Genomic DNA, 24662 nt, shown 5'->3' on the forward strand with positions numbered 1-24662 from the left:
GTGCGGTGTGGTCGGGTCGGCGCTGGGTGCCGGTCTGGCGCGGGGCGGCCTACCTGCTGGGATCGCTGCTGTCCGGGGTCGCCACGGTGCTCGCGCTGCCGCTGCTGTGCCACCCGGCGCTGGCCCGGCGGTGGGCGGACCGGCACCGTGACCGCGCGGGCCGGCTGCTCGGCACGCCGGTGGCCGCGCGCCCTGTCCCGGGACGCCGCGGGTGGACCGATCCGGCCACCGGCCGGGACCTGCTCTGGTTGCCGGTGAACGCGGTGACCGGGGTGGCGCTCGGCCTGCCCGCGCTGCTGTGCGTGGGCAATGTCGTGGTGGCGGTGATCGCCACCCCCCTGTGGTGGGCATTCCGGCCGGCGGATCGGCCGCGGCTGTTCATCGACGTGCCGGTGACCGGCTGGCCGACGGCCCTCACCCTCGGCCCACTGCAGATCGTCCTGCTCGGCGCGGTGGCCTACCTGGGCGCCGGGCCGCTCGCCCGCGCACACGCCCGGATCTGCCTCGCGGTGCTGTCGTATTCGACGGCCGAGCAGCTCGCCGACCGGGTCGCCGTGTTGACCCGTACCCGGGCGGAGGTGCTCGACGCCCACGGTGCGGAGCTGCGCCGGATCGAACGCGACCTGCACGACGGCACCCAGGCCCGGCTGGTGTCCATCGCGATGCGGCTGGCCGTGGCCCGGCAGGCGTTCTCCGACGAGCCGCGCGACGAGCAGTTCGTGGCGGGACTTCTGCGGGACGCGCACCTGGGGATCGAAGAGGCGATGACCGAGCTGCGCGAGGTGATTCGGACGGTCTATCCGCCGATTCTCGCCGACCGCGGCCTCAGCGGCGCGCTGAGCGCCCTGACCACCCGGTGTGGCGTGCCGACCCGACTGCACATCGGCGACCTCGACCGGGTGCCGCCGGCCGTGGAAGCCGTCGTCTACTTCGCGGTCGCGGAGTCGCTCACCAACGTCGTCCGGCACAGCCGGGCGTCCACGGCCACCGTAGGGGTGAGCCGCGCCGGGGACCGGTTGTCGGTGGTGATCACCGACGACGGCACCGGCGGCGCGGACGACCAACTGGGCACCGGGCTGGCCGGGATCCGCCGCCGCGTGCTCGCGCTGGACGGCACCGTCGACGTCGACAGCCCGGCCGGCGGGCCGACGACCATCACCGTGGAGCTGCCGTGCGGGTCGTGATCGCCGAAGACAACGTGCTGCTGTCCACCGGCCTGGAACTGCTGCTCAATCGGGTGGGCGTCCAGATCGCCGCCATCGCCGACGACGCGGCGGGTTTCCTCTCCGCCGTGCGGGAGCACCGGCCCGACGCCACCATCGTCGACGTCCGGCTGCCGCCGACCTTTCGCGACGAAGGAATCCGCGCCGCGCTCCAGGCCCGTCGGGAGCACCCCGGCCTGCCGGTCCTGGTGCTGTCGCAGTACGTCGAGCGGCAGTACGCCGCCGAACTGCTCGCCACCAGCGGAGGCGGGGTGGGCTACCTCCTCAAGGACCGGGTCAGCCGGGTGGACGAGTTCGTCGACGCGCTGCGTCGGGTCGCCGCCGGCGGGACCGCGATGGATCCCGAGGTCATCGCGCAACTCGTCCAGCACGCCGGCGACCCGATCTCCGCCCTCACGCCCCGCGAACGCGAGGTGCTCGCACTGATGGCACAGGGGCACGACAACACGGCCATCGCGGACCAGCTCGTCGTCACCGACAACGCCGTGCAGAAGCACATCGGCAACATCTTCGCCAAGCTCGGCCTTGCCGTGACCGACAGCGGCCACCGCAGGGTCCTCGCCGTCCTCGCCTACCTCAACGCCGCGAGTCGGACCGGTGGCCGCTGACCCGGACCGACAGCGCCGGGTGAACGTCGTTCGTCACTCCCGACCGCCGATCGCATCGATCGGGCGCGGTCGCATGGCGACCCGGGTCGCGCTCATGATGGCGGCCCAGCCGAGCAGCGCGGCCACCGCGACGATCGCCAGGTAGGTGAGCGGCGAAACGGACGGCACCGGCGTCCTGGTCAGCCCGAGGCTCGTGCCGATCAGCGACGGGACCGCGGCCAGGGTGCCGACGAGAACCGCTGCGACGACGATCGTCCTCGTCTCGCCGAGCATCATCACCCGCACCTGCCGACGGGTGGCGCCGACCAGTTGGAGCAGGGCGAACTCGCGGAAGCGTGCGGCGGTCGCCAGCACCAGGGTGTTCACCACGGCGATCGCGAGGTAGCCGAGCAGGACCGCGTTGAGGATGAGGCCGACGGCCGAATCCCCGGCGGCGGCATCGCGCTGCGCGGCGACGAACGATTCGCGGTTGTCGACCCGGACGGTCGGGAGATGCCGGACGGCGGACCGCAACGCGTCGCCGAGCGCCCCGACGTCGGTTCCCGCGCTCGCCGCGACCAGCACCGCGAAGTCCAGGCGGTCGGTGGTGTGCTCCAGCACGAGGTCGTGTGGCAGCGTGACGTCCCCGAGGCCGAGTCCCCTCTCGTAGAGCGCCACCACGGTGGGTCTGACCGGCGTGCCGTCACCGAGCCGGAGGTCGACGGCGTCGCCGAGAGTGACACCGAGGGTGCCCGCCGCGATCCGGCTCAACGCGACCGTGTCGCCCCGCAGCTTCGCGACGTCCCCCGCGAGGACGGTGAGATCCATGGTCTCGGCGAGCCGGTCGCCGATGACCCCCTGTGCCGGGTAGTTCCTGAGCTGCGGGCTGTCGTCCGTGCCGAAGGTCACCAGCGTCCGGGTGCGTACGACCGGGGTCGCCACCGAGACGCCGGACACCCGTCGGAGCAGGTCGACGACCTCCGGCGACACGCCGGCGGAGGTCGCGGTGACGACGTAGTCCGCGCGTAGCCCGGCGGTGACCTGGCCCTGCGCGGCCGCGCTCGCGGTGGTCGCGCTGAAGAGCTGCCCGGTGGCCAGGGTGATGCCCATGATCAGCGGAGTGGTCGCCGCGGCGAGCCGTCGCGAGTTGGCCCGCGCGTTCGCGGTGGCGAGGAATCCGCTGACTCCAGACCTGCGGTTCAGCCACGGGCCGAGCAGCGTGACGGCACCGCCGAGCAGCCGGGGCCCCAGCAGCGCGACGGCGAAGACGAGCAGGAACGCCGAGAAGGCCGCGCTTTCGGCGGCCCCTTCACCCGGCAGCACCAACGGCAGCACGACCGCCATGAAGATGCCGGCGGGGATCAGCAGCAGGCCGACGGTCCACCGGAGCCACCCGAGTCCGGATGGCTCCGACGCGGCCTCGCCGAGCGCGTCCGCCGGCCGGAGCCGGGCCGCGCGCCGGGCGGCAATCCAGCCACCCAGGCGGACGGCGACCAGGCACAGCACCAGCGCCACGAGCACCGGCAGCGGACCGATCACCAGGGCGAAGTCGTCCGGTACCGCGCCGACCAGGGTGAAGGCCGCGCGGAACAGGAAGCTCAGCCCGATGCCCGGCAGCACCCCGAGCGCCGCCCCCAGCGTGCCCACCACCATGGCCTCGGCGGCGATCATGCGGAGCACCTGCTTCGGGGTCGCGCCGACCGCCCTCAGCAGCGCCAGTTCCCGCAGCCGCTGCCGAACCGACAGCGCGAGGGTGCTCCCCACGACGACCATGATCACCAACACCATGCTGGCGCCGAACGCCAGGGCGAGCTCGCTGAGGAACGACCGGGTGCCGCCGATGTCGAGGAACTCGGCCTCGCTTCGGTCGTCGCCGGAGTAGACGACCACGTCGGGGACCGCCGCCCCGATGGCGCCGGCCAGCTCGTCGGCACGGACACCGGGTGCGGCCAGCACCCCGATCGCGTCCACCCGGTCCGGTTGGCCGGTCAGCTCCCGGGCTCGGTCGTCGGTGAAGAACAGGGCCGACTGCCGGGCGAGTCCGCGGTCGGGCAGCCCGGCGATGCCGGTCACCCGGTAGCTGGAGGTGTCCGAGCCGACCGCGAGTCGCACCGACGCGCCGACGGTGACGCCGGCCCGCTCGGCCAGCGCGGAGTCCAGCACCACGTCGTCCGGCCCGGTCGGGGCCCGGCCGGCGCTGGTGACGAACGGGCCGAGCGCGGCCGACCGCCACCCATGCCCGAGCACGGGGGCGCCGTCCGGCCCGGCGAGCACCTCGGCGTCCGCCGTCAGCACGCTGACCGGCACGTTGACCTCGGCGATCGCCGCCCGGACGCCGGGCACCCGGGTGACGTCGTCGACCCGGTCGGCCGGCAGGGTGGCCCGCTCGGCGAACCGCGGATCCACGTCGTCGGCGACCGGCAGTGCCTGCGGGGCACCCACCACCAGGTCGGCGGCCCGGTAGCGCTCGGCCGGCACGCGTGAACGCTCGCTGCTCTCCAGCAGGATCCCGCAGGCCGTGATCACCGCCGAGCCGAACAGCACGGCGATGAACGCGGCGACGAAACCGCCCTTGCGGCCCCGGACGGTACGCCAGGCCAGTGCCAGCATGCGCCCCGACCGCACCCGGCGGCTCACGGCTCCCCCAGGTGGGTCATCCGCTCGGCGATCCGCTCGGCGGACGGCCGGGTCAGCTCGCCGGCCAACCTCCCGTCCGCGAGGAACACCACCGTGTCGGCCTGGGCGGCCGCGACCGGATCGTGCGTGACCATCAGCACGGTCTGCCCCAGGTCGTCGACGATCTTTCTGAGCAGGGCCAGGACCTGGCGGCCGCTGCGGCTGTCCAGCGCCCCGGTCGGCTCGTCGGCGCACACCAGGTCGGGCCGGGTGACCAGCGCCCGGGCGATCGCCACCCGCTGCTGCTGGCCACCGGAGAGCTGGCTGGGACGGCGGTCGGCGAAGCCGGCGAGCCCGACCGCGGCGAGGACGGCCGCCAGCTGCTCCCGATCGACCCGCTGCTCGGCCAACCGGAGGGGCAGCGTGACGTTGTCCGCCACGCTCAGCGCATTGAGCAGGTTGTACGCCTGGAAGACGAACCCGACCCGGTCCCGCCGGAGCTGCGTCAACTCGGTCTCCGACCGGCTGGACAACTCCGTGTCACCAAGCACGACCCGGCCGGACGTCGGCCGGTCCAGACCGGCCGCGCAGTTGAGGAACGTGCTCTTGCCGGATCCGGAGGGGCCCATGACGGCGGTGAACGTCCCCCGTCGAAAGCCGGCGGTCACCGCGTCGAGAGCGCGTACCGCGGTCCTGCCCGACCCGTACTCCTTCGACACCGAATCCAACCGCACCGCGTACGGCGACGTTCCGGGCTCGGGGGTGGTGAGCGCGGCCGGCGAGCCGGTCACCGTGGTCGCGGACCGGCTGACCCGCCATCTCGACGCGCCCCTTCGTGAACTCATGCCGTCCGACACTAGGTACGGCGGGGGCGTGCGCCGATACGGCGGGCCACCGGACCTGGGGTACAGCCAGCCGTACCGCCGGTGGCGCGAGCGGGTGCCGCCGGATCGCCGCGAAGCGGACGGATCCGGCCAGCGGTCGCGGTCAGCAGCCCACGTCGATGCCCCGGGCGCGCAGGAACGGCGCGGGGTCGATCTGGTTCCACATGCCGCCCTGGTGCACCTCGAAGTGCAGGTGCGGGCCGGTGGAGTCGCCGGTGGAGCCCTCGTAGCCGATCAGCTCACCCGCGCTGACCTTGTCGCCCTCGCCGACCACCAGCCGGCTCTGGTGCGCGTAGTGGGTGAGGTAGCCGTTGCCGTGGTCGATGAAGACCGAGTTGCCGTAGCCGTCGCCGGCGTCGCCGGCCTTCACCACGGTCCCGGCGGCGGCGGCGTGGATCGGGGTGCCGGCGGGCATCGCGAAGTCGATGCCGGCGTGCAGGGTGCCCCACCGCTGGCCGTAGCAGGAGGTGATCTCGGCGCCCTTCATCGGGATCACCCAGGCGGGCTTCGGCTTGGCCGTGCGCTTCGGGGTCGCCGTGACGGTCGGCTTCGGCTTCGGCTTGGGCTTGGTGGCGGTGCGGGTGGGGCGGGCCGACGGGCTGGCGGTCGGGGTGGCCGCGCTGGGGCTGGCGGTGGGGCTGACCGGGGTGGCCTGGTCGCGGGCGGAGCGGTCGGCCCGGGCGGCGGCGTCGGCCCGGGCAACCGCGTCGGCACTGGCTTGGGCGTCGGCGTCGAGGGACACCGCGGCGGACCGCGGCGCGTCCGGACGGCTCAGCGTGGCGGCCGAGACACCGGCGACACCGAGGGCGAGCAGCGTGACCGCGCCGACCACCAGCCGGCCCCGGCGGCGCCCGGCCGGCAGCCGGTGCCGGCCGTGGGTGGCGGTCGCCTCGGTCAGGTTGTCGCGATCTTGCTGACGGTAGCTGTCTTCCAGCACAACGGACCTTCGCAGAGTCGGGGCACGTGACCCGCAAATACTGGTGTCCGCGTGGTGACCGGCGGGTAGGGGTCCCCGGGAGGAGTGCGGGCCGGGGGAGGCGTCGGGCCGGATTTCTGCCCCGGTGCGCCCCATCGTCCGGGTAGGTGATCTTGCCGGCCGGTGGCGGGCGTCACACCTGAGGCTGTGGCCCAGGAGACAGCGATCCGCGTCGGGCGACGAAAAACCGCCCGGATCGATCGATCCGGGCGGTCAACGGGCGGTGCGCAGCGTCAGGACGCGGCTACCTCGCTGTAGAACGTGTCGATTTGCAGCTGGATGTTCACTCCACGGACATCCAGCCACGGCACCGGGTCGATCGGCTGGCCGTCGACGTGGACCTCGAGGTGCAGGTGCGAGCCGTACGAGTGGCCGGTGTTGCCGACCAGGCCGAGCTGGTCGCCCGCCTTCACCTGCTGACCCTCGTGGACGCTGACCTCGGAGGAGTGGCCGTAGATGATCTCGCTGCCGTCGGCGTGCTTCACGATCACGGCGTAGCCGTAGCCGCCGAACCAGCCGGCCTTGGTGACGGTGCCGTCGTGGACCGCCACGTACGGAGTGCCCTCCGGGGCGACCAGGTCGATGCCGGTGTGCAGCTTGCCCCAGCGCATGCCGTACGGCGACTTGAAGTCGTAGCCCTGCAGCGGCAGCAGCCAGACCTCGTCGCGCTTCGCCTGGCTGTCCCGGGCGTTGCTCCGGGAGGGCTTGTCGACGGAGGCGGCACGGTCGGCCACGTCCTGGCTGGTGATGGAGGCCTGCTTGAGCTCGTCGAGGACCGACGGGCTGACGCTCTTGGCGTCCGGCAGGGCGCCGGCGCCCAGCGCGACCACGCCGGCACCGACGAAAGCCGAGGTGACGACGGCGGCGTAGCGGCTCCGGGGTGGGGTGGGTACGCGGCGGCGGCCGCGATATCGATCGGGCTCAGACGACAGGCGCTGGCGCACGCACACCCTCCGTTGTCGGGGATCCGATGCGGTTACCGACCGTTCGGTGAAGCTCGTTCGAACGTCCGGTGGCCGCGTCGTCACCCGTCCGTGGACCTGATGACAACCGTGGACACGTTAGCCAACCCCCGCCCCGGTCACAAGCGGAAGCGCCGAATCGGCGTTTCCTTCTGTCCCTTTCCGTCCGACATTGTCATAGCTCGGTACCCCGGTCGGAGGTCCCCGATACTGCCCGTTCGTCGCCGACAGTGACCGTTCGGCGGAGGTGTCCGACTTCCTGGACGGCGGCCGAGGCGGTAGGGACCCGGCCCGGATTTCCCGGCTCCGGGCCGGCGGGTTACCGTTCGTTCAGGTGTTGAGTCGCGGAGCCCGTGAAAGGTGTGCGCTGATGAGCTCTCGAATCCGGGTCGTCGTCGCGAAGCCGGGCCTGGACGGCCACGACCGCGGTGCCAAGGTGGTCGCGCGCGCCCTGCGCGACGCCGGCATGGAGGTCATCTACACCGGCCTGCACCAGACTCCGGAGCAGATCGTGGAGACCGCCATCCAGGAGGACGCGGACGCGGTCGGGCTCTCGGTGCTCTCCGGGGCGCACATGACGCTCTTCCGCCGGGTGCTGGAACTGCTCGGCGAGCGGGACGCGCGGGACATCGTCGTCTTCGGCGGCGGGATCATCCCGGACGCCGACATCCCTGAGCTGGAGCAGCTCGGCGTCGCCAAGATCTTCACGCCGGGTGCGACCACCCAGTCGATCGTCGAGTGGGTCCGGGCGAACGTGGCGCAGCCCGTCGCCTGACCCGGCCGGCTCCGTTCCGGATCCGGACAGGGGGGAAGGGCCGGACGCACCCCTCACACGCCCGGCCCTTCTATGCACGATGCCCCGCCGCCACCCCTCGACCGACAGGGCATCGGCCGCTCCCGTCCTCGCGCCGTATCAGCGCTCCGACATCACACTCAACGACGCCCCCGACCGGCGGTTACGGGTACAAGGAGGGGCCCCTGTTAACGCATTCGGTAGTAGCGGGGCCCCCTGTTAACGCATGAGGCGATGCCGGGCCCGCTTGATGCCATGAGACGGTGCCGGGCCCCGTTTAAGGCCTGCCGGGCCCCGATTGACGCGCACGGCGGTCACGGCGGGTCACCGGGAATTGACGCTGGGTCGTAGGCTGGGCGCTACCGCCGCCCAGCCCCCGGAGGCCGCCGTGCCGGTCGTGCCGCAGCCCGGTCCGGAACCCGCCGTGCGCGTCGCCCGCCGCGTACCCGAGGGTCAGCCCTTCGTGGTCCGTCCCCGGGTGCGCCGCCGCGCCGCCCGGGTCGCCCTCCTGATCGGGGCGCTGCTGGGCGGGTTCTTCCTGGTCGCCGGGGTCAGCCGGCTCGGCGGCCCGCCGGCCGGCCCGCGTCCTGACGGGCTGGTGATCCCGCTCGCCGCCTGCTGCCTGCTGGTGGCGGTGCTGTTCTGGCTCGCCAACCCGGACGACCCGGTGCTCGCGGCCGGCCCGGACGGCCTCTGGATCCGGGCCCGGGTGTTCCGGGGCCAGGTCGTCTGGCTGCCCTGGTCGGAGATCGCCCTGGTGCACCGCCACCGGCACGGCCTGGAGCCGGTGCTGTGCGTGCAACCCCGGGACCGCGGCCTGTTCCGCCGGCTCGGCCTGCTGGCCTGGCTGGACACCCAGGTGCCCGGTCCGCCCGGGCCGGTGCGGGCGGCGCACCCGGGTTTCCTCGCCCGGCTGCGGCTCACCGACCGCGCCGAGCAGGAGGTCGTCGCGGCGCTGCGGCGGTACGCCCGGGGGCGCTGCCCGATCGACTGACCGGCGCCGGGCTGTGCATTACCGCACACCCCGCACCCGCTCGGTTGCCGCCCGTCCCGGTCTCGTTAGGCTGCGGCAAATGGCCTGTCTCATCTGATGACAGGCGTCAAACTGTTTATCTCAACGCTGGTGGCGGCGCGACGGCGCGCCGCGGAGACGGGACGGGACGCGCAATCGTGGACCTGTACGAGTACCAGGGGCGGGACCTGTTCGAGCGGCACGGCTTGCCCGTGCTCGCCGGCGGCGTCGCCACTACCCCGGAGGAGGCCCGCGCGATCGCCGAGCGACTCGGCGGCCGGGTCGTCGTCAAGGCGCAGGTGAAGGTCGGCGGCCGAGGCAAGGCCGGTGGCGTCAAGCTCGCCGAGGGCGCGGAGGAGACGGTGGCTCGGGCCACCGACATCCTCGGCATGGACATCAAGGGCCACACCGTCCACAAGGTCATGATCACCGTGACGGCGGACGTGGCCGAGGAGTACTACTTCTCGTACCTGCTCGACCGGGCGAACCGCACCTTCCTCTGCATCGCCAGCGTGGCCGGCGGCATGGACATCGAGCAGGTGGCCGCGGAGACCCCGGACAAGGTCGTCAAGGCCCCGATCGACGCGGTCAAGGGCGTGGACGAGGCGCAGGCCCGGGAGATCGTGACCGCCGCCGGCTTCCCGGCCGAGGTCGCCGACCAGGTCGTCGAGGTGGCGGTGGGTCTGTGGCAGGCCTTCGTGGCCGAGGACGCCACCCTGGTCGAGGTGAACCCGCTGGCCAAGACCAAGGACGGCAAGCTGCTGCTGCTGGACGCGAAGATCTCGCTGGACGAGAACGCCGCGTTCCGCCACCCGGACCACGAGGCGCTTGTCGACCAGGCCGCCGTGGACCCGCTGGAGCAGGCCGCCAAGGCCAAGGACCTCAACTACGTCAAGCTCGACGGCGAGGTCGGCATCATCGGCAACGGCGCGGGCCTGGTCATGTCGACGCTCGACGTGGTCGCGTACGCCGGTGAGCGGCACGGCGGCGTCAAGCCGGCCAACTTCCTCGACATCGGCGGCGGCGCGAGCGCCGAGGTGATGGCGAACGGCCTGGAGATCGTGCTCTCCGACCCGTCGGTGCGCAGCGTCTTCGTCAACGTCTTCGGTGGCATCACCGCGTGCGACGCCGTCGCCAACGGCATCGTGCAGGCGCTGGCGCTGCTCGAGCAGCGCGGCGAGAAGGCCACCAAGCCGCTCGTCGTCCGCCTCGACGGCAACAACGCCGAGGCCGGTCGGGCGATCCTCGACGACGCGAACAACCCGCTCATCCAGCGGGTCGACACCATGGACGGCGCGGCCGAGCGGGCCGCCGAGCTGGCAGCTGCGGGGGTCTGACAATGGCTATCTGGCTGACCAAGGACTCCAAGGTCATCGTGCAGGGGATGACCGGTTCCGAGGGTTCCAAGCACACCAAGCGGATGCTCGCCGCCGGCACCAACGTGGTCGGTGGCGTGAACCCGCGCAAGGCCGGCACCACTGTCGACTTCGACGGCACCGAGCTGCCGGTCTTCGCCTCCGTCGCGGACGCGATCAAGGAGACCGGGGCGGACGTCACGGTCATCTTCGTGCCGCCGCAGTTCACCAAGGCCGCGGTGGTCGAGGCGATCGACGCCGGCATCGAGCTGGCCGTGGTGATCACCGAGGGCGTGCCGGTGCACGACACCGCCGCGTTCTGGGCGTACAACGTGGCCAAGGGCGAGCGGACCCGGATCATCGGCCCGAACTGCCCGGGCATCGCCTCGCCGGGTGCGTCCAACGCCGGCATCATCCCGGCCGACATCACCGGCTCCGGCCGGATCGGCCTGGTCAGCAAGAGCGGCACGCTGACCTACCAGATGATGTACGAGCTGCGCGACATCGGCTTCTCCACCTGCGTCGGCATCGGCGGTGACCCGATCATCGGCACCACCCACATCGACGCGCTGGCCGCCTTCGAGGCGGACCCGGAGACCGACGCCATCGTGATGATCGGTGAGATCGGCGGCGACGCCGAGGAGCGGGCGGCCGAGTTCATCAAGGCCAACGTCACCAAGCCGGTGGTCGGCTACATCGCCGGCTTCACCGCCCCGCCCGGCAAGACCATGGGCCACGCCGGCGCGATCATCTCCGGCTCGGCGGGCACCGCCGACGCCAAGAAGGAGGCGCTGGAGGCGGTCGGCGTCAAGGTCGGCAAGACCCCGACCGAGACCGCCGAGCTGATGCGGGAGATCATGTCCGGCCGCTGAGCCGCGCGTGACACACGGAGGGGGTCGACCGGTGCCGGTCGACCCCCTCCGCTCGTCGTGCCCCGGCCCGGATCAGCGGTACCAGTACGGGTAGTAGTAGGCGCCCCGGGCGCGCACGATCGCGCTGACGATGAGGTTGACGATGCCCAACGCGATGGCCAACCAGCCGAGCAGCGGCGACTTCCCGAAGCGCCGGGCGTCCCGGATCGACAGGTAGCCGAACACGATGCCCAGGATGCCGCAGCACAGCAGGCCCAGGACGATCCCCAGGACGCCCCACAGCGTGGTCCGGTCCCGGCCGGCGGCCGGTGGCGGCGGTGGCGGCGGATAAGGAGCGTTCACGGCTTCCTCCGAGCGGTCGGTGCCGCGACGGAAGGTCGCGTCCCTGGCCCGAGGCTAAACCGGATCGGGAGCCAGATCCGGTGGATCACGGAACTCGCCGCCGGTGGTGGACCGATACCGGCCTGCCGTGACCCGCGCGGCATGCCAGAGTAGACGCGATGTCCTCCGTCACCCCTGACCAGCCGCGCCGCCCCGCCGCCGACACCCGACCGCCCGGCCGCCCCCGGGCCGGGGCCCGGGTGCCCGCGCCGCGCGCCGGCGAGCCGCCGCGCAGCCGGGCGCCGTTGCCCGTCGCCGCCGGGGTGGCGGCGCTCTGGGCCGCGCTCACCGGCTGGCTGCCGGTGGCCGTGGTGCTGGCCCTCGCCCAGCTGACCGAGGACGCCGGCTCGCTGCCCGGCGCGCTCGGCGCCGGGCTGGCCGGCTGGCTGCTCGGCCACGGGGTGCCGCTCGGCACGGCGGCCGGGCCGCTCGGCCTGAGCCCGCTGGCGCTCACCGGCCTGGTCCTCTGGCGGCTGACCCGGGCCGGCGTGCACGCCAGCCGGGCCGTGGGCGCCCGCGGTGGCCGTTCGCCCCGGGCGGCGCTCACCGTCGCGGCGGCGGTGGGCGTCGCGTACGGCCTGCTGGGCGCGGTGGCCGCCCTGCTGGTCGGGCTCGCCGGCCCGCAGGTCTCCCCGGTCCGGGCCGGGCTCACCACGCTGGCGTTCGGGGTGCCGGCCGCCCTGCTCGGCGCGGTACGCACCACCGGGGTCTCGGTGCTGCTCGCCGAGCGGCTGCCGCCGCCGGTGGTCGACGGCGTGCGCACCGGCGTGGTGGCCGCCCTGCTGCTGCTCGGCGCGGGCGCCGGGGCGGCCGGCCTGGCGGTGGCCACCGGGGGCGGGGACGCCGCCGACATGATCGGCGCGTACCGCACCGGGGTGGCCGGCCAGGCCGGGATCACCCTGGTCAGCCTGGCGTACGCGCCGAACGCCGCGGTCTGGTCGCTCAGTTACCTGCTCGGTCCCGGGTTCGCCGTCGGCGTCGACACGGCCGTGCGCACCAGCGAGGTCTCGCTCGGCGCGCTGCCCGCCGTACCCCTGCTGGCCGGCCTGCCGCGCGGCCCGGTGGGCGGGCCGGGGGCCGTGCTGCTCGCCATCCCGGTGCTGGTGGCGATGGCCGCGGGTTGGCTGCTCGCCCGCCGGTTGCTGCGGGCGGCGCCGGAGCGGCGGGCGGTGCCGGGCTGGCCGGCCCTGCTGGTGCCGGCGGCGCTCGCCGGTCCGGTGGCCGGCCTGCTGCTCGGCGCCGTGGCGGCGGCGGCCCGGGGTCCGCTCGGCGGCGGCCGGCTGGCCGAGGTCGGTCCGGTGCCCTGGCAGGTGGCCGCCGTGGCGACCGTGGTGGTGGCGGCGGGCGCGCTGCTCGGCTGCGCGGCCGGCAAGGTGCTCGCCCGCCCCGCCCCGTCCCGCTGACGCCAGCCCGCCCCGTCCCGCTGACGTCGGCCCGACAAACGGCGAGGGGCGCCCCGGTCGGGACGCCCCTCGGGCCGCGGTGCGGTGGTCAGGGGCTCGTCGGCAGGTCCAGGCCCTGCCCGACGATGGACAGGATGATGAGCAGGATGCCCAGGCCGACGGCGACGGCGCCGCAGATCAGACCGGCCTTGGCCTGGCCGCCGTTGCTGGCCAGCCCCTGGGCGGCCTTCTGCCGGCCGAGGTAACCGGTGATCACCGCGGCGATGCCCAGCGGGATGCCCAGGTAGAGGCAGCAGACCATCGGGATCGCGGCGATGCCGAGGATCATCGAGACCAGGCCGAGGGTGTTGTTCTGCCCCTGCGGCTGCGGGTAGCCGGCGTTCGGGTAGCCCTGGGCGCCGTACGGCTGCTGCGCGCCGTACGGGTCCTGGTAGGGCTGCTGCTGCCCGTACGGCTGGCCCGAGGTGGGCTGCTGGCCGTACGGCTGGCCGGAGGTGGGCTGCTGGCCGTACGGCGCCTGCGGCGGAGCCGCGTACGGGTCCGGCTGGCCGTAGGGCTGGCCCGAGGTGGGCTGCTGCCCGTACGGCGGCTGGGGCGCCTGCGGCGACTGGCCGTACGGGTCGGCGGGGAAGTGGGGGGCGGTCGGGTCCTGGTTGGGCTGCTGGCCGTACGGGTCCTGACCGGGCTGTCCGGGCTGCATGCGCGCGTACTCCTCGTTCTGACGGCACTGTCGGCGTGCCGTCCGTTGACGGTCCGGAGCCGGCCGTACGCCGGGCACCGAGCGATCGGCAGCGTATCGCGTCCGGGCCAGCACGGTGATCACCGCAGGAGGCGCACCGCCCCTGCGTCCGGCCCGCCGGCCGCCCGATAGGCTGGCCCGGTGACCGAGCCCGCGTCCAGCGCCCGCCTCGTCGTCCTCGTCTCCGGTTCCGGCAGCAACCTCCAGGCGCTGCTGGACGCCGCCGCCGACCCCGGCTACGGGGCGCGGGTGGTCGCCGTGGGCGCCGACCGGGACGGCATCGCCGGCCTGGACCGGGCGGCGGCGGCCGGGGTGCCGACGTTCGTGGAGCGGGTGGCGGACCATCCGACCCGCGAGGAGTGGGACCGGGCGCTGACCGCGCGGGTCGCGGCGCACCGGCCGGACCTGGTGATCAGCGCCGGCTTCCTCAAGCTGGTCGGCCCGCATTTCCTCGCCGCGTTCGGCGACCGCTACCTCAACACCCACAACACCCTGCTGCCGGCGTTCCCCGGCATCCACGGCCCCCGCGACGCGCTCGCCTACGGCGTCAAGGTCACCGGGGCCACCCTCTTCTTCGTCGACGCCGGCATGGACACCGGGCCGATCGTCGCGCAGGTCGCGGTGCCGGTGCTCGACGGCGACGACGAGGCGGCGCTCACCGAGCGCATCAAGACCGCCGAGCGGCGCCAGCTCGTCGAGCAGGTCGGCCGCCTGGTCCGTGAAGGCTGGACAGTCACCGGAAGAAAGGTCACCGTCGGAGTGAGTGCCACCGCAGACGAGCGCCGTCCGATCCGCCGGGCGCTGGTGAGCGTCTACGACAAGAGCGGCCTGGTCGAGCTGGCCCGGGCGCTGCACGCCGCCGGGGTGGAGCTGGTCTCGACCGGCAGCACCGCCACCACCATCGCCGGCGCCGGCGTGCCGGTGACCGCGGTCGAGCAGGTGACCGGTTTCCCGGAGATCCTGGACGGCCGGGTGAAGACCCTGCACCCGAAGATCCACGGCGGCCTCCTCGCCGACCTGCGCAAGGACGCGCACGCCGCGCAGCTCGACGAGCACGGGATCGGCGGGATCGACCTGCTGGTCTCCAACCTCTACCCGTTCCAGGACACGGTGGCCTCCGGCGCCGGCCCCGACGAGTGCGTCGAGCAGATCGACATCGGTGGCCCGGCGATGGTCCGGGCGGCCGCCAAGAACCACGCCTCGGTCGCCGTGGTGACCGACCCGGCGGCCTACCCGGCGCTGGTCGCCGCGCTGGCCGAGGGGGGCTTCACGCTGGCCCAGCGTCGGGCGCTCGCGGCCCGCGCCTTCGCCGACATCGCCGAGTACGACGTGGCCGTCGCCGAGTGGTTCGCCGGCACGCTGAACCCGGCCGCCGACGGGTGGCCGGAGTTCGCCGGGCTCGCGCTGCGCCGCCAGGCGGTGCTGCGCTACGGCGAGAACCCGCACCAGGGCGCCGCCGTCTACGCCGACCCGGCCAGCCCGCCGGGGCTGGCGCAGGCCGAGCAGTTGCACGGCAAGGAGATGTCCTACAACAACTACGTGGACGCCGACGCCGCGTGGCGGGCGGCCAACGACTTCGCCGACCAGCCGGCCGTGGCGATCATCAAGCACGCCAACCCGTGCGGCATCGCGGTCGGCGCGGACGTGGCCGAGGCGCACCGCCGGGCCCACGACTGCGACCCGGTCTCCGCCTTCGGCGGGGTCATCGCGGTGAACCGCCCGGTCAGCGTGGAGCTGGCCCGGCAGGTCGCGGAGATCTTCACCGAGGTCGTGGTGGCCCCGGGCTACGACGACGGCGCGGTGGAGATCCTCCAGGGCAAGAAGAACATCCGGCTGCTGCGGGCGCCGGAGTTCAACCCGCTGCCGGCCGAGTGGCGGCAGGTCACCGGCGGGGTGCTGGTGCAACTGCGGGACCGGATCGACGCCGCGGGCGACGACCCGGCCAACTGGCGGCTGGCCACCGGCGAGCCGGCCGACGAGGCCACCCTGCGCGACCTCGTGCTGGCCTGGCGGGCGGTGCGCGCGGTGAAGAGCAACGCGATCCTGCTGGCCAAGGACGGCGCCTCGGTCGGGGTGGGGATGGGCCAGGTGAACCGGGTCGACTCGGCGCGGCTGGCGGTCAGCCGGGCCGGCGCCGAGCGGGCGCGCGGTGCGGTGGCGGCGTCGGACGCGTTCTTCCCGTTCGCCGACGGCCCGCAGATCCTCATCGACGCCGGGGTGCGGGCCATCGTGCAGCCCGGTGGCTCGGTCCGCGACGAGGAGACCATCGCCGCCTGCAAGGAGGCCGGCGTGACGATGTACCTCACCGGCACCCGGCATTTCTTCCACTGACGACGGAACGGGGGCGGGACGCGGTCGCCGCGTCCCGCCCCCGGCTCACCTGAGCGCCTCGATCTTCAGCAGGTCGACCCGGTCGAAGAGGTCCATCTCGACGTTCCTGACCTTCGCCGAGTGGCCGAAGCTGTTCCGGCCGAACCGCAGCGGGATCACCGGCAGGTCCGCGGCGAGCAGGTCCTCCGCGGCCTGGTACTTCCGGATCGCCTCCTCCTCGCTGGGGGCCTTGGCGCCCTCGGCGAGGAGCTGGTCGAACCGCTCGTTGCGGTAGCCGTAGTAGTTCGACGAGCCGGTGGAGCTGTACAGCGGGCCGAGGTAGTTCTCCATGGACGGGTAGTCCATGACCCAGCCCATCCGGAACAGACCCACCGGCTCCTTGCGGCCCAGCTTGGTCAGCAGGTCGGCGAACTTCGGCTCCGGGGTGCCGACGCAGGTCACGCCGAGGTTGGTGGCGAGCTGGTCGCAGGTCGCGTCGACCCAGGCGCCGTGCGCGCCGTCGCCGTTGTAGGACAGCTCGATGGTCCGCGGGCCACCCGCGGCCTCGTACATGGCGCGGGCCCGGGCCGGGTCGTAGGTGCCCGCCTCGCCGATGGTGTCCTTCCGGTAGCCGGCGACCACCGGGGAGACGAACGAGCGGGCCGGCTGCTCCGCGCCCTTGAAGATCGAGTCGCTGATCCCGTCGCGGTCGATCGCCATCGAGATCGCCTTGCGCACCTCGGGCTTGCTGAACTCCTGCTGGAAGGTGGGGAAGGCCAGCAGCTGCAGCGACGAGGCCGGGCTCTGCCGGAACCGGTCGCCGAGGTCGTCCGGCGCCGTCGGCAGGTTCTCGGTCGGGATGGTCTTGATCACGTCGAGGTTGTCCGACAGCACGTCGGCGTACGCGGCGGTGGCCTGCTGGTAGATCCGGAACTCGACGCCGGCCACCTTCGGCTGCTGCCCGGGGAAGGCGTCGTACCGCTCCACCTCGACCTTCGCGTCGTGCACCCAGCTGCCCTTCATCCGGAACGGGCCCTGGCCGATGGGCGCGTCCTCGTAGCCCTCGTCGAGCACGCCCGGCGCGGTGAAGGCCGCCTTCGGCAGCGGATAGAACGCGGTGTACCCGAGCATGGTGCGGAACTCGGCGTACGGCTCGGCGAGCGTCACGGTGAAGGTCAGGTCGTCGACCTTGCGCAGCCCGGACAGGGTCTTGGCCGCGGGCGGGTCGCCCTGGAGGTCGTCGTACCCGGCGATCTTCTCGAAGAAGTAGCTGGAGTTCTGCTCGTTGGGACCGTAGGCGCCGTAGTTCCAGGCGTCGAGGTAGTTCTGGGCGGTGACCGGCTCGCCGTTGTGGAAGGTGTAGCCGGTCTTCAGCTTGACCGTCCAGACCCGGTTGTCCGTCGACTCGATCGACCGGGCCGCCACCTCGTACGGCTTGTTGTCCCGGTCGTAGTCGATCAGCGGGCTGAACAGGGCGCTGAGCACCTGCGAGCCGTTCGTCTCGGCGGTGTCGGTCGGCACCAGGTGCTGCGGCTCGGCGATCTCGATGCGGACGGCCGCGTCGGGGTCGGGCCGGCCCGGGCCGTCGCCGTCCGATCCGCAGGCCGCCAGGCCCAGGGTCGCCGCGAGCGATACAGCCGGCCAGATGGCGAGCCTACGAACACGCATTGGGGGGTCTCCTCATCTGCTCACGCTGCGCAGCCGGATCCGGCGTCGGTGACGCAGCGCAATGAACCGCAGCGGCGCGTCGCCGGGTGGGCGCGGCCGCGCGAGGGTTTCGCGCCGGCAGCGTACCGCCCGACGGGCGAGGCTATTTGTCCGACTTCGGCCCGCACCGTCCCGGCTCGGCGGGTGACCCGAGCCACAAGATGTGACTCTCGGTGACAAAGAACACCTCACGTACCGTGATGGCGGCCGGTCGTTCCGGAGCCCGACCGCGCCGGGTGGCGCGGTGCGCGCGGCGGCCGGCGCGGGCCGTGAGACGATCGGGAGGTGACGGCGACCATCCTGGACGGCAAGGCGACCGCGGCCGAGATCAAGGACGAGCTGCGGGCGCGGGTGAAGGCACTGGCGGAGCGCGGCATCGTCCCGGGCCTGGGCACGGTCCTGGTCGGGGCCGACCCCGGCTCCCAGGCGTACGTCAACGGCAAGCACCGCGACTGCGCGGAGGTCGGCATCGCCTCCATCCGCCGCGAGCTGCCGGCCGACGCCACCCAGCAGCAGGTCGACGACGTGCTGGCCGAGCTGAACGCCGACCCGGCCTGCCACGGCTACATCGTCCAGCTGCCGCTCCCCGGCCACCTGGACACCCAGCGGGCGCTGGAGATGATCGACCCGGCCAAGGACGCCGACGGCCTGCACCCGGTCAACCTGGGCCGGCTGGTGCTCGGCTACGACGGCCCGCTGCCCTGCACCCCGCGCGGGATCGTCGAGCTGCTGCGCCGGCACGACGTGCCGCTGCGCGGCGCGAAGGTGACGCTGGTCGGCCGGGGCAACACCGTCGGCCGCCCGCTCGGCCTGCTGCTCACCCGGCGCAGCGAGAACGCCACCGTGACCCTCTGCCACACCGGCACCCTCGACCTCGCCGCGCAGACCCGGGCGGCGGACATCGTCATCGTCGCGGCCGGCGTGCCCGGCCTGCTCACCGCCGAGATGGTCACCCCCGGGGCGACCGTGGTCGACGTCGGCATCACCCGGGTCATCGGGGAGGACGGCAAGGGCCGCTACACCGGCGACGTGGACCCGGAGGTCGCCGAGGTGGCCGGCAAGCTCGTCCCGATGCCCGGCGGGGTCGGCCCGATGACCCGCGCCATGCTGCTCACCAATGTGGTGGAACGCGCCGAGCAGGGCTGAGGCCGCCAACCATGTCATAACCGTCCGCCCCTGACCGGTTCGGTGCCAGGATGACTGATACGGTCCGGAAAACCGACTGGTATCAGGGAGTGGGACGACCATGGGTAAGAAGGTCACTGTCGTCGGGGCCGGATTCTACGGCTCCACCACCGCACAGCGCCTGGCCGAGTACGACGTCTTCGACACCGTAGTGATCACCGACATCGTGGAGGGCAAGCCGGCCGGCCTCGCCCTGGACCTCAACCAGTCGCGTGCCGTCGAGGGCTTCGAGACCAAGGTCGTCGGCGTCACCACCGGCCCGAACGGCGAGGGGTACGAGGCCATCGAGGGCTCGGACGTCGTGGTCATCACCGCCGGCCTGCCCCGCAAGCCGGGGATGAGCCGGATGGACCTGCTGGAGACGAATGCCAAGATCGTCCGCCAGGTCGCCGAGAACGTCGCCAAGTACGCCCCGAACGCCGTCGTCATCGTCGTCTCCAACCCGCTCGACGAGATGACCGCGCTGGCCCAGCTCGCCACCCAGTTCCCCAAGAACCGGGTGCTCGGCCAGGCCGGCATGCTGGACACCGCCCGGTTCACCAACTTCGTCGCCGAGGCGCTGAACGTGCCGGTGAAGTCGGTGAAGACGCTGACCCTCGGCTCGCACGGCGACACCATGGTGCCGGTGCCGTCGAAGAGCACCGTCGACGGCCGGCCGCTGCGCGACGCCATGCCGGCCGAGCAGATCGAGGAGCTGGTCGTCAAGACCCGCAACGGTGGCGCCGAGGTGGTCGCGCTGCTCAAGACCGGCTCGGCATACTACGCCCCGTCGGCCGCCGCCGCCCGGATGGCCAAGGCCGTGGCGGAGGACTCCGGCGACGTCATGCCGGTCTGCGCCTGGGTCGACGGCGAGTACGGCATCTCCGGCGTCTACCTGGGCGTCGAGGCCGAGATCGGCGCCGAGGGCATCAAGAGGGTCGTCGAGACCGACCTCGACGCCGACGAGCTGGCCGCCCTGAAGGAGGCCGCCGAGGCCGTCCGCAGCAAGCAGGCCGACGTAGCCAACATGTGACCCGCGTACCACCGCCGGAAGGGCGGGCCGGCTCCCGCCGGCCCGCCCTTCCCCGTCCCCGGCCCCAGACCGCGTTGATCATGAAGTTTGCGTCGCGCGCGAGCCCCAATTCCGACGCAAACTTCATGATCAACGCGTCTCAGGAGCGGGCGGGTGCGGGCGGTGGGGGGAGGGGGGTGAAGGGGGCGGTTAGGTGGGGGGTGGCGAGGGTGGTGGGGGTGGTGGTTTCGGCGAGGGTTTGCAGGAGGGTCAGGCGGGAGGCGCGGGCGGTCGGTGGGTCCTGCTCGTGGGCGTAGGGGAGGGTGGGGTCGACGAGTTGGATGGCGTGCACCAGCAGGTCGCCGGTGAGGAGTAGGCGCTCCTCGGGCGTGCCGACAAGCACGCACTGGTGGCCGGGGGTGTGGCCGGGGGTGCTCAGGGCGCGTACCCCGGGGGTGAGGTCGGTGTCGCCGTCGACCACCCGGAGCTGGCCGGCGGCGCGCAACGGCGCGATCAGGCCGGCCGGCAGCCCCGGGTTGATCGACTCGACGGCGTCCAGCTCGGCCCGCTGGAGCAGGTAGTCGGCGTTGGGGAAGTAGGGGCGGCCGGGGGTGCCGGTGACCGCCCAGCCGATGTGGTCGCTGTGCAGGTGGGTCAGGACCACGGTGCGGACGTCGGCCGGGTCGATCCCGGCGGCGGCCAGCTCCGCGGGGAGCCGGCCCGGCACGGGGGCCCAGCTCGCGGCGGGTGCGTCCGCCGGGCCGATGCCGGCGTCGACAAGCGTGACCGGCCCGTCCCCGGTACGCAGCGCGAAGGCGCGGAACCGCAGCCACCACCGGCCGTCGGCGGTGACCGCGCCCGGGTCGCGCCGGTCCGCCTCGCGCCAGTGTGCCTCGGTGGCGTCCGGGAACGCCTCGGCCCGGGGCTGGAAGAACGGGCCCTCGCCGTCGGTGAGGGCGGTGACCGTGATAGACCCGAGAGTGCGGCTCAGTGGCATCGGCTGATGATGCCAGTGATCTTCCCCGTCGGCGGTCCGGTTCTCCGGCCGGTCCGGGCCGGCTGGGGAGTGCCGGCGGGTTTCCAGTACGCTCGTACTGCTTGAGCACGTGTCCCCCGAGAGGAGCGCCGGCCGATGGCGAAGATCAAGGTAAACAACCCGGTCGTAGAGCTCGACGGCGACGAGATGACCCGGATCATCTGGAAGCAGATCCGGGAGCAGCTGATCCTGCCCTACCTCGACGTCGACCTGCACTACTACGACCTGTCGATCCAGCACCGCGACGAGACCGACGACCAGGTGACCGTCGACGCCGCCAACGCCATCAAGGAGCACGGCGTCGGCGTCAAGTGCGCGACCATCACCCCGGACGAGGCGCGGGTCGAGGAGTTCGGCCTGAAGAAGATGTGGCGGTCGCCGAACGGCACCATCCGCAACATCCTCGGCGGCGTCGTGTTCCGCGAGCCGATCATCATGTCCAACGTGCCGCGGCTGGTGCCGGGCTGGACCAAGCCGATCATCATCGGCCGGCACGCTCACGGCGACCAGTACAAGGCCACCGACTTCGTCGTCCCCGGCCCGGGCACGGTGACCATCACCTACACCCCCGCCGACGGCGGCACGCCGATGGAGATGGAGGTCGCCAACTTCCCCGGCGGCGGCATCGCCATGGGCATGTACAACTACGACGAGTCGATCCGGGACTTCGCCCGGGCCTCGTTCCGGTACGGCCTGGACCGCAACTACCCGGTCTACATGTCGACCAAGAACACCATCCTCAAGGCGTACGACGGCCGGTTCAAGGACATCTTCGCCGAGGTGTTCGAGGCGGAGTTCAAGGCCGAGTTCGACGCCGCCGGCCTCACCTACGAGCACCGGCTGATCGACGACATGGTCGCCGCCGCGCTCAAGTGGGAGGGCGGCTACGTCTGGGCCTGCAAGAACTACGACGGTGACGTGCAGTCCGACACCGTCGCGCAGGGCTTCGGCTCGCTCGGCCTGATGACCTCGGTCCTGCTCTCGCCCGACGGCCGCACCGTCGAGGCCGAGGCGGCGCACGGCACGGTCACCCGGCACTACCGGCAGTACCAGAAGGGCGAGAAGACCTCGACCAACCCGATCGCCTCGATCTACGCCTGGACCCGGGGCCTGGCCCACCGGGGCAAGCTGGACGGCACCCCGGCGGTCACCGAGTTCGCCAACACCCTGGAGCAGGTCATCGTGGAGACCGTCGAGGGCGGCCAGATGACCAAGGACCTCGCGCTGCTCATCTCGCGGGACGCCCCGTGGCTGACCACCGACGAGTTCATGAACGCGCTCGACGAGAACCTGGCGCGCAAGCTCGCCGCCTGATCCGCGTCGTCCCGTGCTCTGCCCGGAGCCCGTCGGCCATGGTGCCGGCGGGCTCCGTCGTCTCCGAAGTGGTCCCGGCTCCGTTACCCGCCACACCGTCCGGACAGCCCCACCAAGCGGCCCGGGCGGGCCCGACACCGCAGCCCGCGCCATCGTCACCGGCCGGCGGCTGGCTCGTTGTAACAGGTGGACGTGGTGCCAGTCGCGTCCAGGAAGGTTGACCGCGGTCGCCTCGCGGCACGAGTGCCGATCAGCCAGCCTTCCCGGCTGTCGTGCACAGCCAGCCGTCCCTTCCCTGCGGGGGGCCCTGTCCCGGGCCCCCCGCGCCCTGTTCCCACGCCGTCCGACCGCGATGCCGCGCGAGGGCGAGGGGCGGGCGCGGTCAGGCGGCGCGGAGGAGATCGGCGGCCCGCTCCGGGGCGATGTCGTTGATGAACACGCCCATCCCGGACTCGGAGCCGGCGAGGAACTTCAGCTTGTCCTTCGCCCGCCGGATGCTGAACAGCTGCAGGTGCAGGTGGCCCAGCTCGCGGTCGACGCGTACCGGGGCCTGGTGCCAGGCGGCGATGTAGGGCATCGGCAGGTCGAACAGCCCGTCGAAGCGGCGCAGCAGATCGAGATAGAGCGGCCCGAAGGCGTCCCGCTCCGCGTCGTCCAGCGCCGGGATGTCCGGCACCGGCCGGTGCGGGGCCAGGTGCACCTCGAACGGCCAGCGGGCGGCGGCCGGCACGTACGCCGTCCAGTGCTCGTTGGCCGCGACCACCCGGTCGCCGGCGGCGCGCTCGGCGGCGAGCACGTCCGCGTAGAGGTTGCGGCCGCCGGTGCGCTCGGCGTGCCGGCGCGCGGCCGCCAGCAGCGCCCGGGTCCGGGGGGTGACGAAGGGGTACGCGTAGATCTGCCCGTGCGGGTGGTGCAGGGTCACCCCGATCTCCACGCCCCGGTTCTCGAACGGGAAGACCTGCTCCACGCCCGGCAGCGCGCTCAGCGCCTCGGTGCGGTCGGCCAGCGCCTCCAGCACGGTGCGCACCCGGCGCGGCGGCAACTGCGCGAACGCGGCGTTGTGGTCGTCGGTGAAGCAGACCACCTCGCAGCGCCCGCGCCCGGGCCGGACCCGGGTGAACGGGGTGATCTCGGCCGGCTCGTCGGCCACCCGCTGGCTCAGCGCGGGGAAGCGGTTCTCGAAGACCGCCACGTCGTAGTCCGGCGCCGGGATCTCGCTGAGCCGGTCACCCCGGGACGGGCAGAGCGGGCACTGGTCGGCCGGCGGCAGGAAGGTGCGGGTCTGCCGGTGCACGGCCACCGCCACCCACTCGTCGGTCAGCGGGTCGTACCGCAGTTGGGAGGCCGGCGGTGGCGGGGGCAGCTCGCGCCGGTCCGGCTGGTCGCGGACCGCGTCGTCCCGCTCGTCGAAGTAGATCAGCTCGCGGCCGTCGGCCAGCTCGATCCGCGTACGTTTCACTGCGTCCCCTCGCTGCCCGTCACGATCACCAGTTCGCCGATCTTGTCGCCGAGTATCCGCCGGGCGTCCGGCGCCAGCCGGTCGTCGCTGATCAGCACGTCCGCCGCGGCCAGCTCGACGATCGAGGAGATGCCCACGGTGCCCCACTTGGTGTGGTCGGCGAGCACCACCAGCCGGTCGGCGGCGGCCACCAGCGCCCGGTCGGTCTCCGCCTCCATCAGGTTCGGCGTGGTGTAGCCGGCGCGTTCGCTGATCCCGTGCACGCCCAGGAAGAGCAGATCCAGGTGCAGCGACCGGACGGCGGCCACCGCGAGCGGGCCGACCAGGGCGTTCGACGGGGTACGCACACCACCGGTGAGCACCACGGTCTGGTCCGGCCGGCCGCCGGTGTGCAGCACCTCGGCCACCGGCAGCGAGTTGGTCACCACGGTCAGCCCGGGCACGTCGACCAGCCGGCGGGCCAGCTCGGCGGTGGTGGTGCCGGCGGAGAGCGCGATCGCGGCGCCGGGCCGGACCAGGGTCGCGGCGCGGGCGGCGATGGCGGCCTTCTCGGCCGGCTGCCGGACCGACTTCGCCGCGAACCCGGGCTCGTCGGTCGAGCCGGGCAGGGCCAGCGTGGCCCCGCCGTGCACCTTGGCCAGCAGCCCGCGTTCGTGCAGCGTGTCCAGGTCGCGCCGGATGGTCATGTCGGAGACGCCGAACTCGCCGGCCAGGTCGCTGACCCGGACCCCGCCGGCGGCCCGGACCCGGTCCAGGATGGCCGCCTGCCGCTGCCGCGCCAGCACCTTCCCCCACCCCCGGCTCCCGCGCACCGTCTCACGCGATCGAACGTGTTCCAACAAAGATGAACACTAGCG

21 protein-coding genes and 1 pseudogene are annotated in these 24662 nt (G+C 73.1%); 12 read left to right on the forward strand and 10 right to left on the reverse strand.

Annotated features, from left to right (window positions below):
* Window positions 1–26 precede the first annotated feature (26 nt).
* Together K7640_RS21075 and K7640_RS21080 are read left to right on the forward strand one after the other, a co-directional pair.
* A complete protein-coding gene (locus K7640_RS21075; RefSeq protein WP_308042623.1) occupies window positions 27–1184 on the forward strand; it encodes a histidine kinase in 1158 nt (385 codons plus the stop codon).
* Complete coding sequence (locus tag K7640_RS21080) at window positions 1172–1831, forward strand: response regulator transcription factor (protein WP_222956602.1); 660 nt, start codon at window positions 1172–1174, stop codon at window positions 1829–1831. The genes K7640_RS21075 and K7640_RS21080 overlap by 13 nt, the downstream gene beginning before the upstream one ends.
* A gap of 33 nt (window positions 1832–1864) precedes the next feature.
* On the opposite strand, the gene K7640_RS21085 is transcribed toward K7640_RS21080, so the two are convergent.
* The 4 genes from K7640_RS21085 to K7640_RS21100 form a co-directional block, all read right to left on the reverse strand.
* Window positions 1865–4420 carry an FtsX-like permease family protein gene (locus tag K7640_RS21085; protein WP_222956603.1) on the reverse strand — a complete coding sequence of 852 codons (2556 nt, stop codon included), beginning with the start codon at window positions 4418–4420 and terminating at the stop codon, window positions 1865–1867.
* A gap of 23 nt (window positions 4421–4443) precedes the next feature.
* Window positions 4444–5271 carry an ABC transporter ATP-binding protein gene (locus K7640_RS21090; protein WP_222956604.1) on the reverse strand — a complete coding sequence of 276 codons (828 nt, stop codon included), beginning with the start codon at window positions 5269–5271 and terminating at the stop codon, window positions 4444–4446.
* A gap of 142 nt (window positions 5272–5413) precedes the next feature.
* Entirely contained in the window at window positions 5414–6208 is a 795-nt protein-coding gene (locus tag K7640_RS21095) for a M23 family metallopeptidase (protein ID WP_374198110.1), read from the reverse strand.
* A 311-nt stretch (window positions 6209–6519) separates the two neighbouring features.
* Complete coding sequence (locus K7640_RS21100) at window positions 6520–7230, reverse strand: M23 family metallopeptidase (RefSeq protein ID WP_222956606.1); 711 nt, start codon at window positions 7228–7230, stop codon at window positions 6520–6522.
* Between the two features lie 388 nt (window positions 7231–7618).
* Here K7640_RS21100 and K7640_RS21105 point away from each other — a divergent pair, with 388 nt between their 5' ends.
* From K7640_RS21105 to sucD, 4 genes are all read left to right on the forward strand, one after another.
* Complete coding sequence (locus K7640_RS21105) at window positions 7619–8023, forward strand: cobalamin B12-binding domain-containing protein (protein ID WP_222956607.1); 405 nt, start codon at window positions 7619–7621, stop codon at window positions 8021–8023.
* Window positions 8024–8465: 442 nt separating this feature from the next.
* On the forward strand, window positions 8466–9035 hold the full coding sequence (locus tag K7640_RS21110; RefSeq protein WP_222956608.1) for a hypothetical protein: 570 nt from the start codon (window positions 8466–8468) through the stop codon (window positions 9033–9035).
* Between the two features lie 176 nt (window positions 9036–9211).
* Window positions 9212–10390 (forward strand): ADP-forming succinate--CoA ligase subunit beta, encoded by a 1179-nt coding sequence (gene sucC / locus K7640_RS21115; protein ID WP_222956609.1) that lies wholly within the window; start codon window positions 9212–9214, stop codon window positions 10388–10390.
* Window positions 10391–10392: 2 nt separating this feature from the next.
* Window positions 10393–11280 carry a succinate--CoA ligase subunit alpha gene (sucD, locus tag K7640_RS21120; protein ID WP_222956610.1) on the forward strand — a complete coding sequence of 296 codons (888 nt, stop codon included), beginning with the start codon at window positions 10393–10395 and terminating at the stop codon, window positions 11278–11280.
* Window positions 11281–11352: 72 nt separating this feature from the next.
* Here sucD and K7640_RS21125 read toward each other — a convergent pair whose 3' ends face one another.
* Window positions 11353–11622 carry a DUF4190 domain-containing protein gene (locus K7640_RS21125; RefSeq protein ID WP_222956611.1) on the reverse strand — a complete coding sequence of 90 codons (270 nt, stop codon included), beginning with the start codon at window positions 11620–11622 and terminating at the stop codon, window positions 11353–11355.
* Window positions 11623–11780: 158 nt separating this feature from the next.
* Between K7640_RS21125 and K7640_RS21130 the strand changes: the two genes are divergently transcribed.
* Complete coding sequence (locus K7640_RS21130) at window positions 11781–13064, forward strand: DUF6350 family protein (RefSeq protein ID WP_222956612.1); 1284 nt, start codon at window positions 11781–11783, stop codon at window positions 13062–13064.
* A gap of 88 nt (window positions 13065–13152) precedes the next feature.
* Here the strand turns inward: K7640_RS21130 and K7640_RS21135 are convergent, their stop codons facing one another.
* A complete protein-coding gene (locus K7640_RS21135; RefSeq protein ID WP_222956613.1) occupies window positions 13153–13764 on the reverse strand; it encodes a DUF4190 domain-containing protein in 612 nt (203 codons plus the stop codon).
* A gap of 180 nt (window positions 13765–13944) precedes the next feature.
* Here K7640_RS21135 and purN point away from each other — a divergent pair.
* A pseudogene (gene purN, locus K7640_RS21140) lies at window positions 13945–14562 on the forward strand (phosphoribosylglycinamide formyltransferase); the annotation flags it as partial.
* Complete coding sequence (gene purH, locus K7640_RS21145; RefSeq protein ID WP_222956731.1) at window positions 14563–16134, forward strand: bifunctional phosphoribosylaminoimidazolecarboxamide formyltransferase/IMP cyclohydrolase; 1572 nt, start codon at window positions 14563–14565, stop codon at window positions 16132–16134. It abuts the pseudogene before it with no gap.
* Window positions 16135–16179: 45 nt separating this feature from the next.
* Here purH and K7640_RS21150 read toward each other — a convergent pair whose 3' ends face one another.
* Window positions 16180–17781, reverse strand: coding sequence for an ABC transporter substrate-binding protein (locus K7640_RS21150; protein WP_222956614.1), 1602 nt, complete (start codon window positions 17779–17781; stop codon window positions 16180–16182).
* Between the two features lie 324 nt (window positions 17782–18105).
* On the opposite strand from K7640_RS21150, the gene K7640_RS21155 reads away from it, so the two are divergent.
* Together K7640_RS21155 and K7640_RS21160 are read left to right on the forward strand one after the other, a co-directional pair.
* A complete protein-coding gene (locus K7640_RS21155; protein ID WP_222956615.1) occupies window positions 18106–18966 on the forward strand; it encodes a bifunctional methylenetetrahydrofolate dehydrogenase/methenyltetrahydrofolate cyclohydrolase in 861 nt (286 codons plus the stop codon).
* Window positions 18967–19066: 100 nt separating this feature from the next.
* Window positions 19067–20017: a malate dehydrogenase gene (locus tag K7640_RS21160; protein WP_222956616.1), complete on the forward strand. Its 951-nt coding sequence runs from the start codon at window positions 19067–19069 to the stop codon at window positions 20015–20017.
* 139 nt (window positions 20018–20156) lie between these two features.
* On the opposite strand, the gene K7640_RS21165 is transcribed toward K7640_RS21160, so the two are convergent.
* Entirely contained in the window at window positions 20157–20993 is an 837-nt protein-coding gene (locus tag K7640_RS21165; RefSeq protein WP_222956617.1) for an MBL fold metallo-hydrolase, read from the reverse strand.
* A gap of 135 nt (window positions 20994–21128) precedes the next feature.
* On the opposite strand from K7640_RS21165, the gene K7640_RS21170 reads away from it, so the two are divergent.
* The gene (locus tag K7640_RS21170) at window positions 21129–22346 is read left to right on the forward strand and encodes an NADP-dependent isocitrate dehydrogenase (RefSeq protein WP_222956618.1); all 1218 of its coding nucleotides are present in this window, start codon (window positions 21129–21131) and stop codon (window positions 22344–22346) included.
* A 382-nt stretch (window positions 22347–22728) separates the two neighbouring features.
* On the opposite strand, the gene galT is transcribed toward K7640_RS21170, so the two are convergent.
* Window positions 22729–23805, reverse strand: a complete 1077-nt coding sequence (gene galT / locus K7640_RS21175; protein WP_222956619.1) for a galactose-1-phosphate uridylyltransferase — start codon at window positions 23803–23805, stop codon at window positions 22729–22731.
* Window positions 23802–24590: a DeoR/GlpR family DNA-binding transcription regulator gene (locus K7640_RS21180; protein ID WP_222956732.1), complete on the reverse strand. Its 789-nt coding sequence runs from the start codon at window positions 24588–24590 to the stop codon at window positions 23802–23804. Before K7640_RS21180 ends, galT begins: the two co-directional genes overlap by 4 nt.
* Window positions 24591–24662 lie beyond the last annotated feature (72 nt).

This window comes from Micromonospora sp. PLK6-60 (assembly GCF_019890675.1).
GTDB lineage: Bacteria > Actinomycetota > Actinomycetes > Mycobacteriales > Micromonosporaceae > Micromonospora.

What these genes read in the sequence shown, in the direction of transcription:
- K7640_RS21130 (WP_222956612.1), top strand. Translation starts at nt 11,781, where the DNA reads ATGTCCTCCGTCACCCCTGACCAGCCGCGCCGCCCCGCCGCCGACACC.
- K7640_RS21085 (WP_222956603.1), bottom strand. Translation starts at nt 4,420, where the DNA reads ATGCTGGCACTGGCCTGGCGTACCGTCCGGGGCCGCAAGGGCGGTTTC.
- K7640_RS21170 (WP_222956618.1), top strand. Translation starts at nt 21,129, where the DNA reads ATGGCGAAGATCAAGGTAAACAACCCGGTCGTAGAGCTCGACGGCGAC.
- K7640_RS21090 (WP_222956604.1), bottom strand. Translation starts at nt 5,271, where the DNA reads ATGAGTTCACGAAGGGGCGCGTCGAGATGGCGGGTCAGCCGGTCCGCG.
- sucD (WP_222956610.1), top strand. Translation starts at nt 10,393, where the DNA reads ATGGCTATCTGGCTGACCAAGGACTCCAAGGTCATCGTGCAGGGGATG.
- K7640_RS21165 (WP_222956617.1), bottom strand. Translation starts at nt 20,993, where the DNA reads ATGCCACTGAGCCGCACTCTCGGGTCTATCACGGTCACCGCCCTCACC.
- K7640_RS21160 (WP_222956616.1), top strand. Translation starts at nt 19,067, where the DNA reads ATGGGTAAGAAGGTCACTGTCGTCGGGGCCGGATTCTACGGCTCCACC.
- K7640_RS21135 (WP_222956613.1), bottom strand. Translation starts at nt 13,764, where the DNA reads ATGCAGCCCGGACAGCCCGGTCAGGACCCGTACGGCCAGCAGCCCAAC.
- K7640_RS21105 (WP_222956607.1), top strand. Translation starts at nt 7,619, where the DNA reads ATGAGCTCTCGAATCCGGGTCGTCGTCGCGAAGCCGGGCCTGGACGGC.
- K7640_RS21150 (WP_222956614.1), bottom strand. Translation starts at nt 17,781, where the DNA reads ATGCGTGTTCGTAGGCTCGCCATCTGGCCGGCTGTATCGCTCGCGGCG.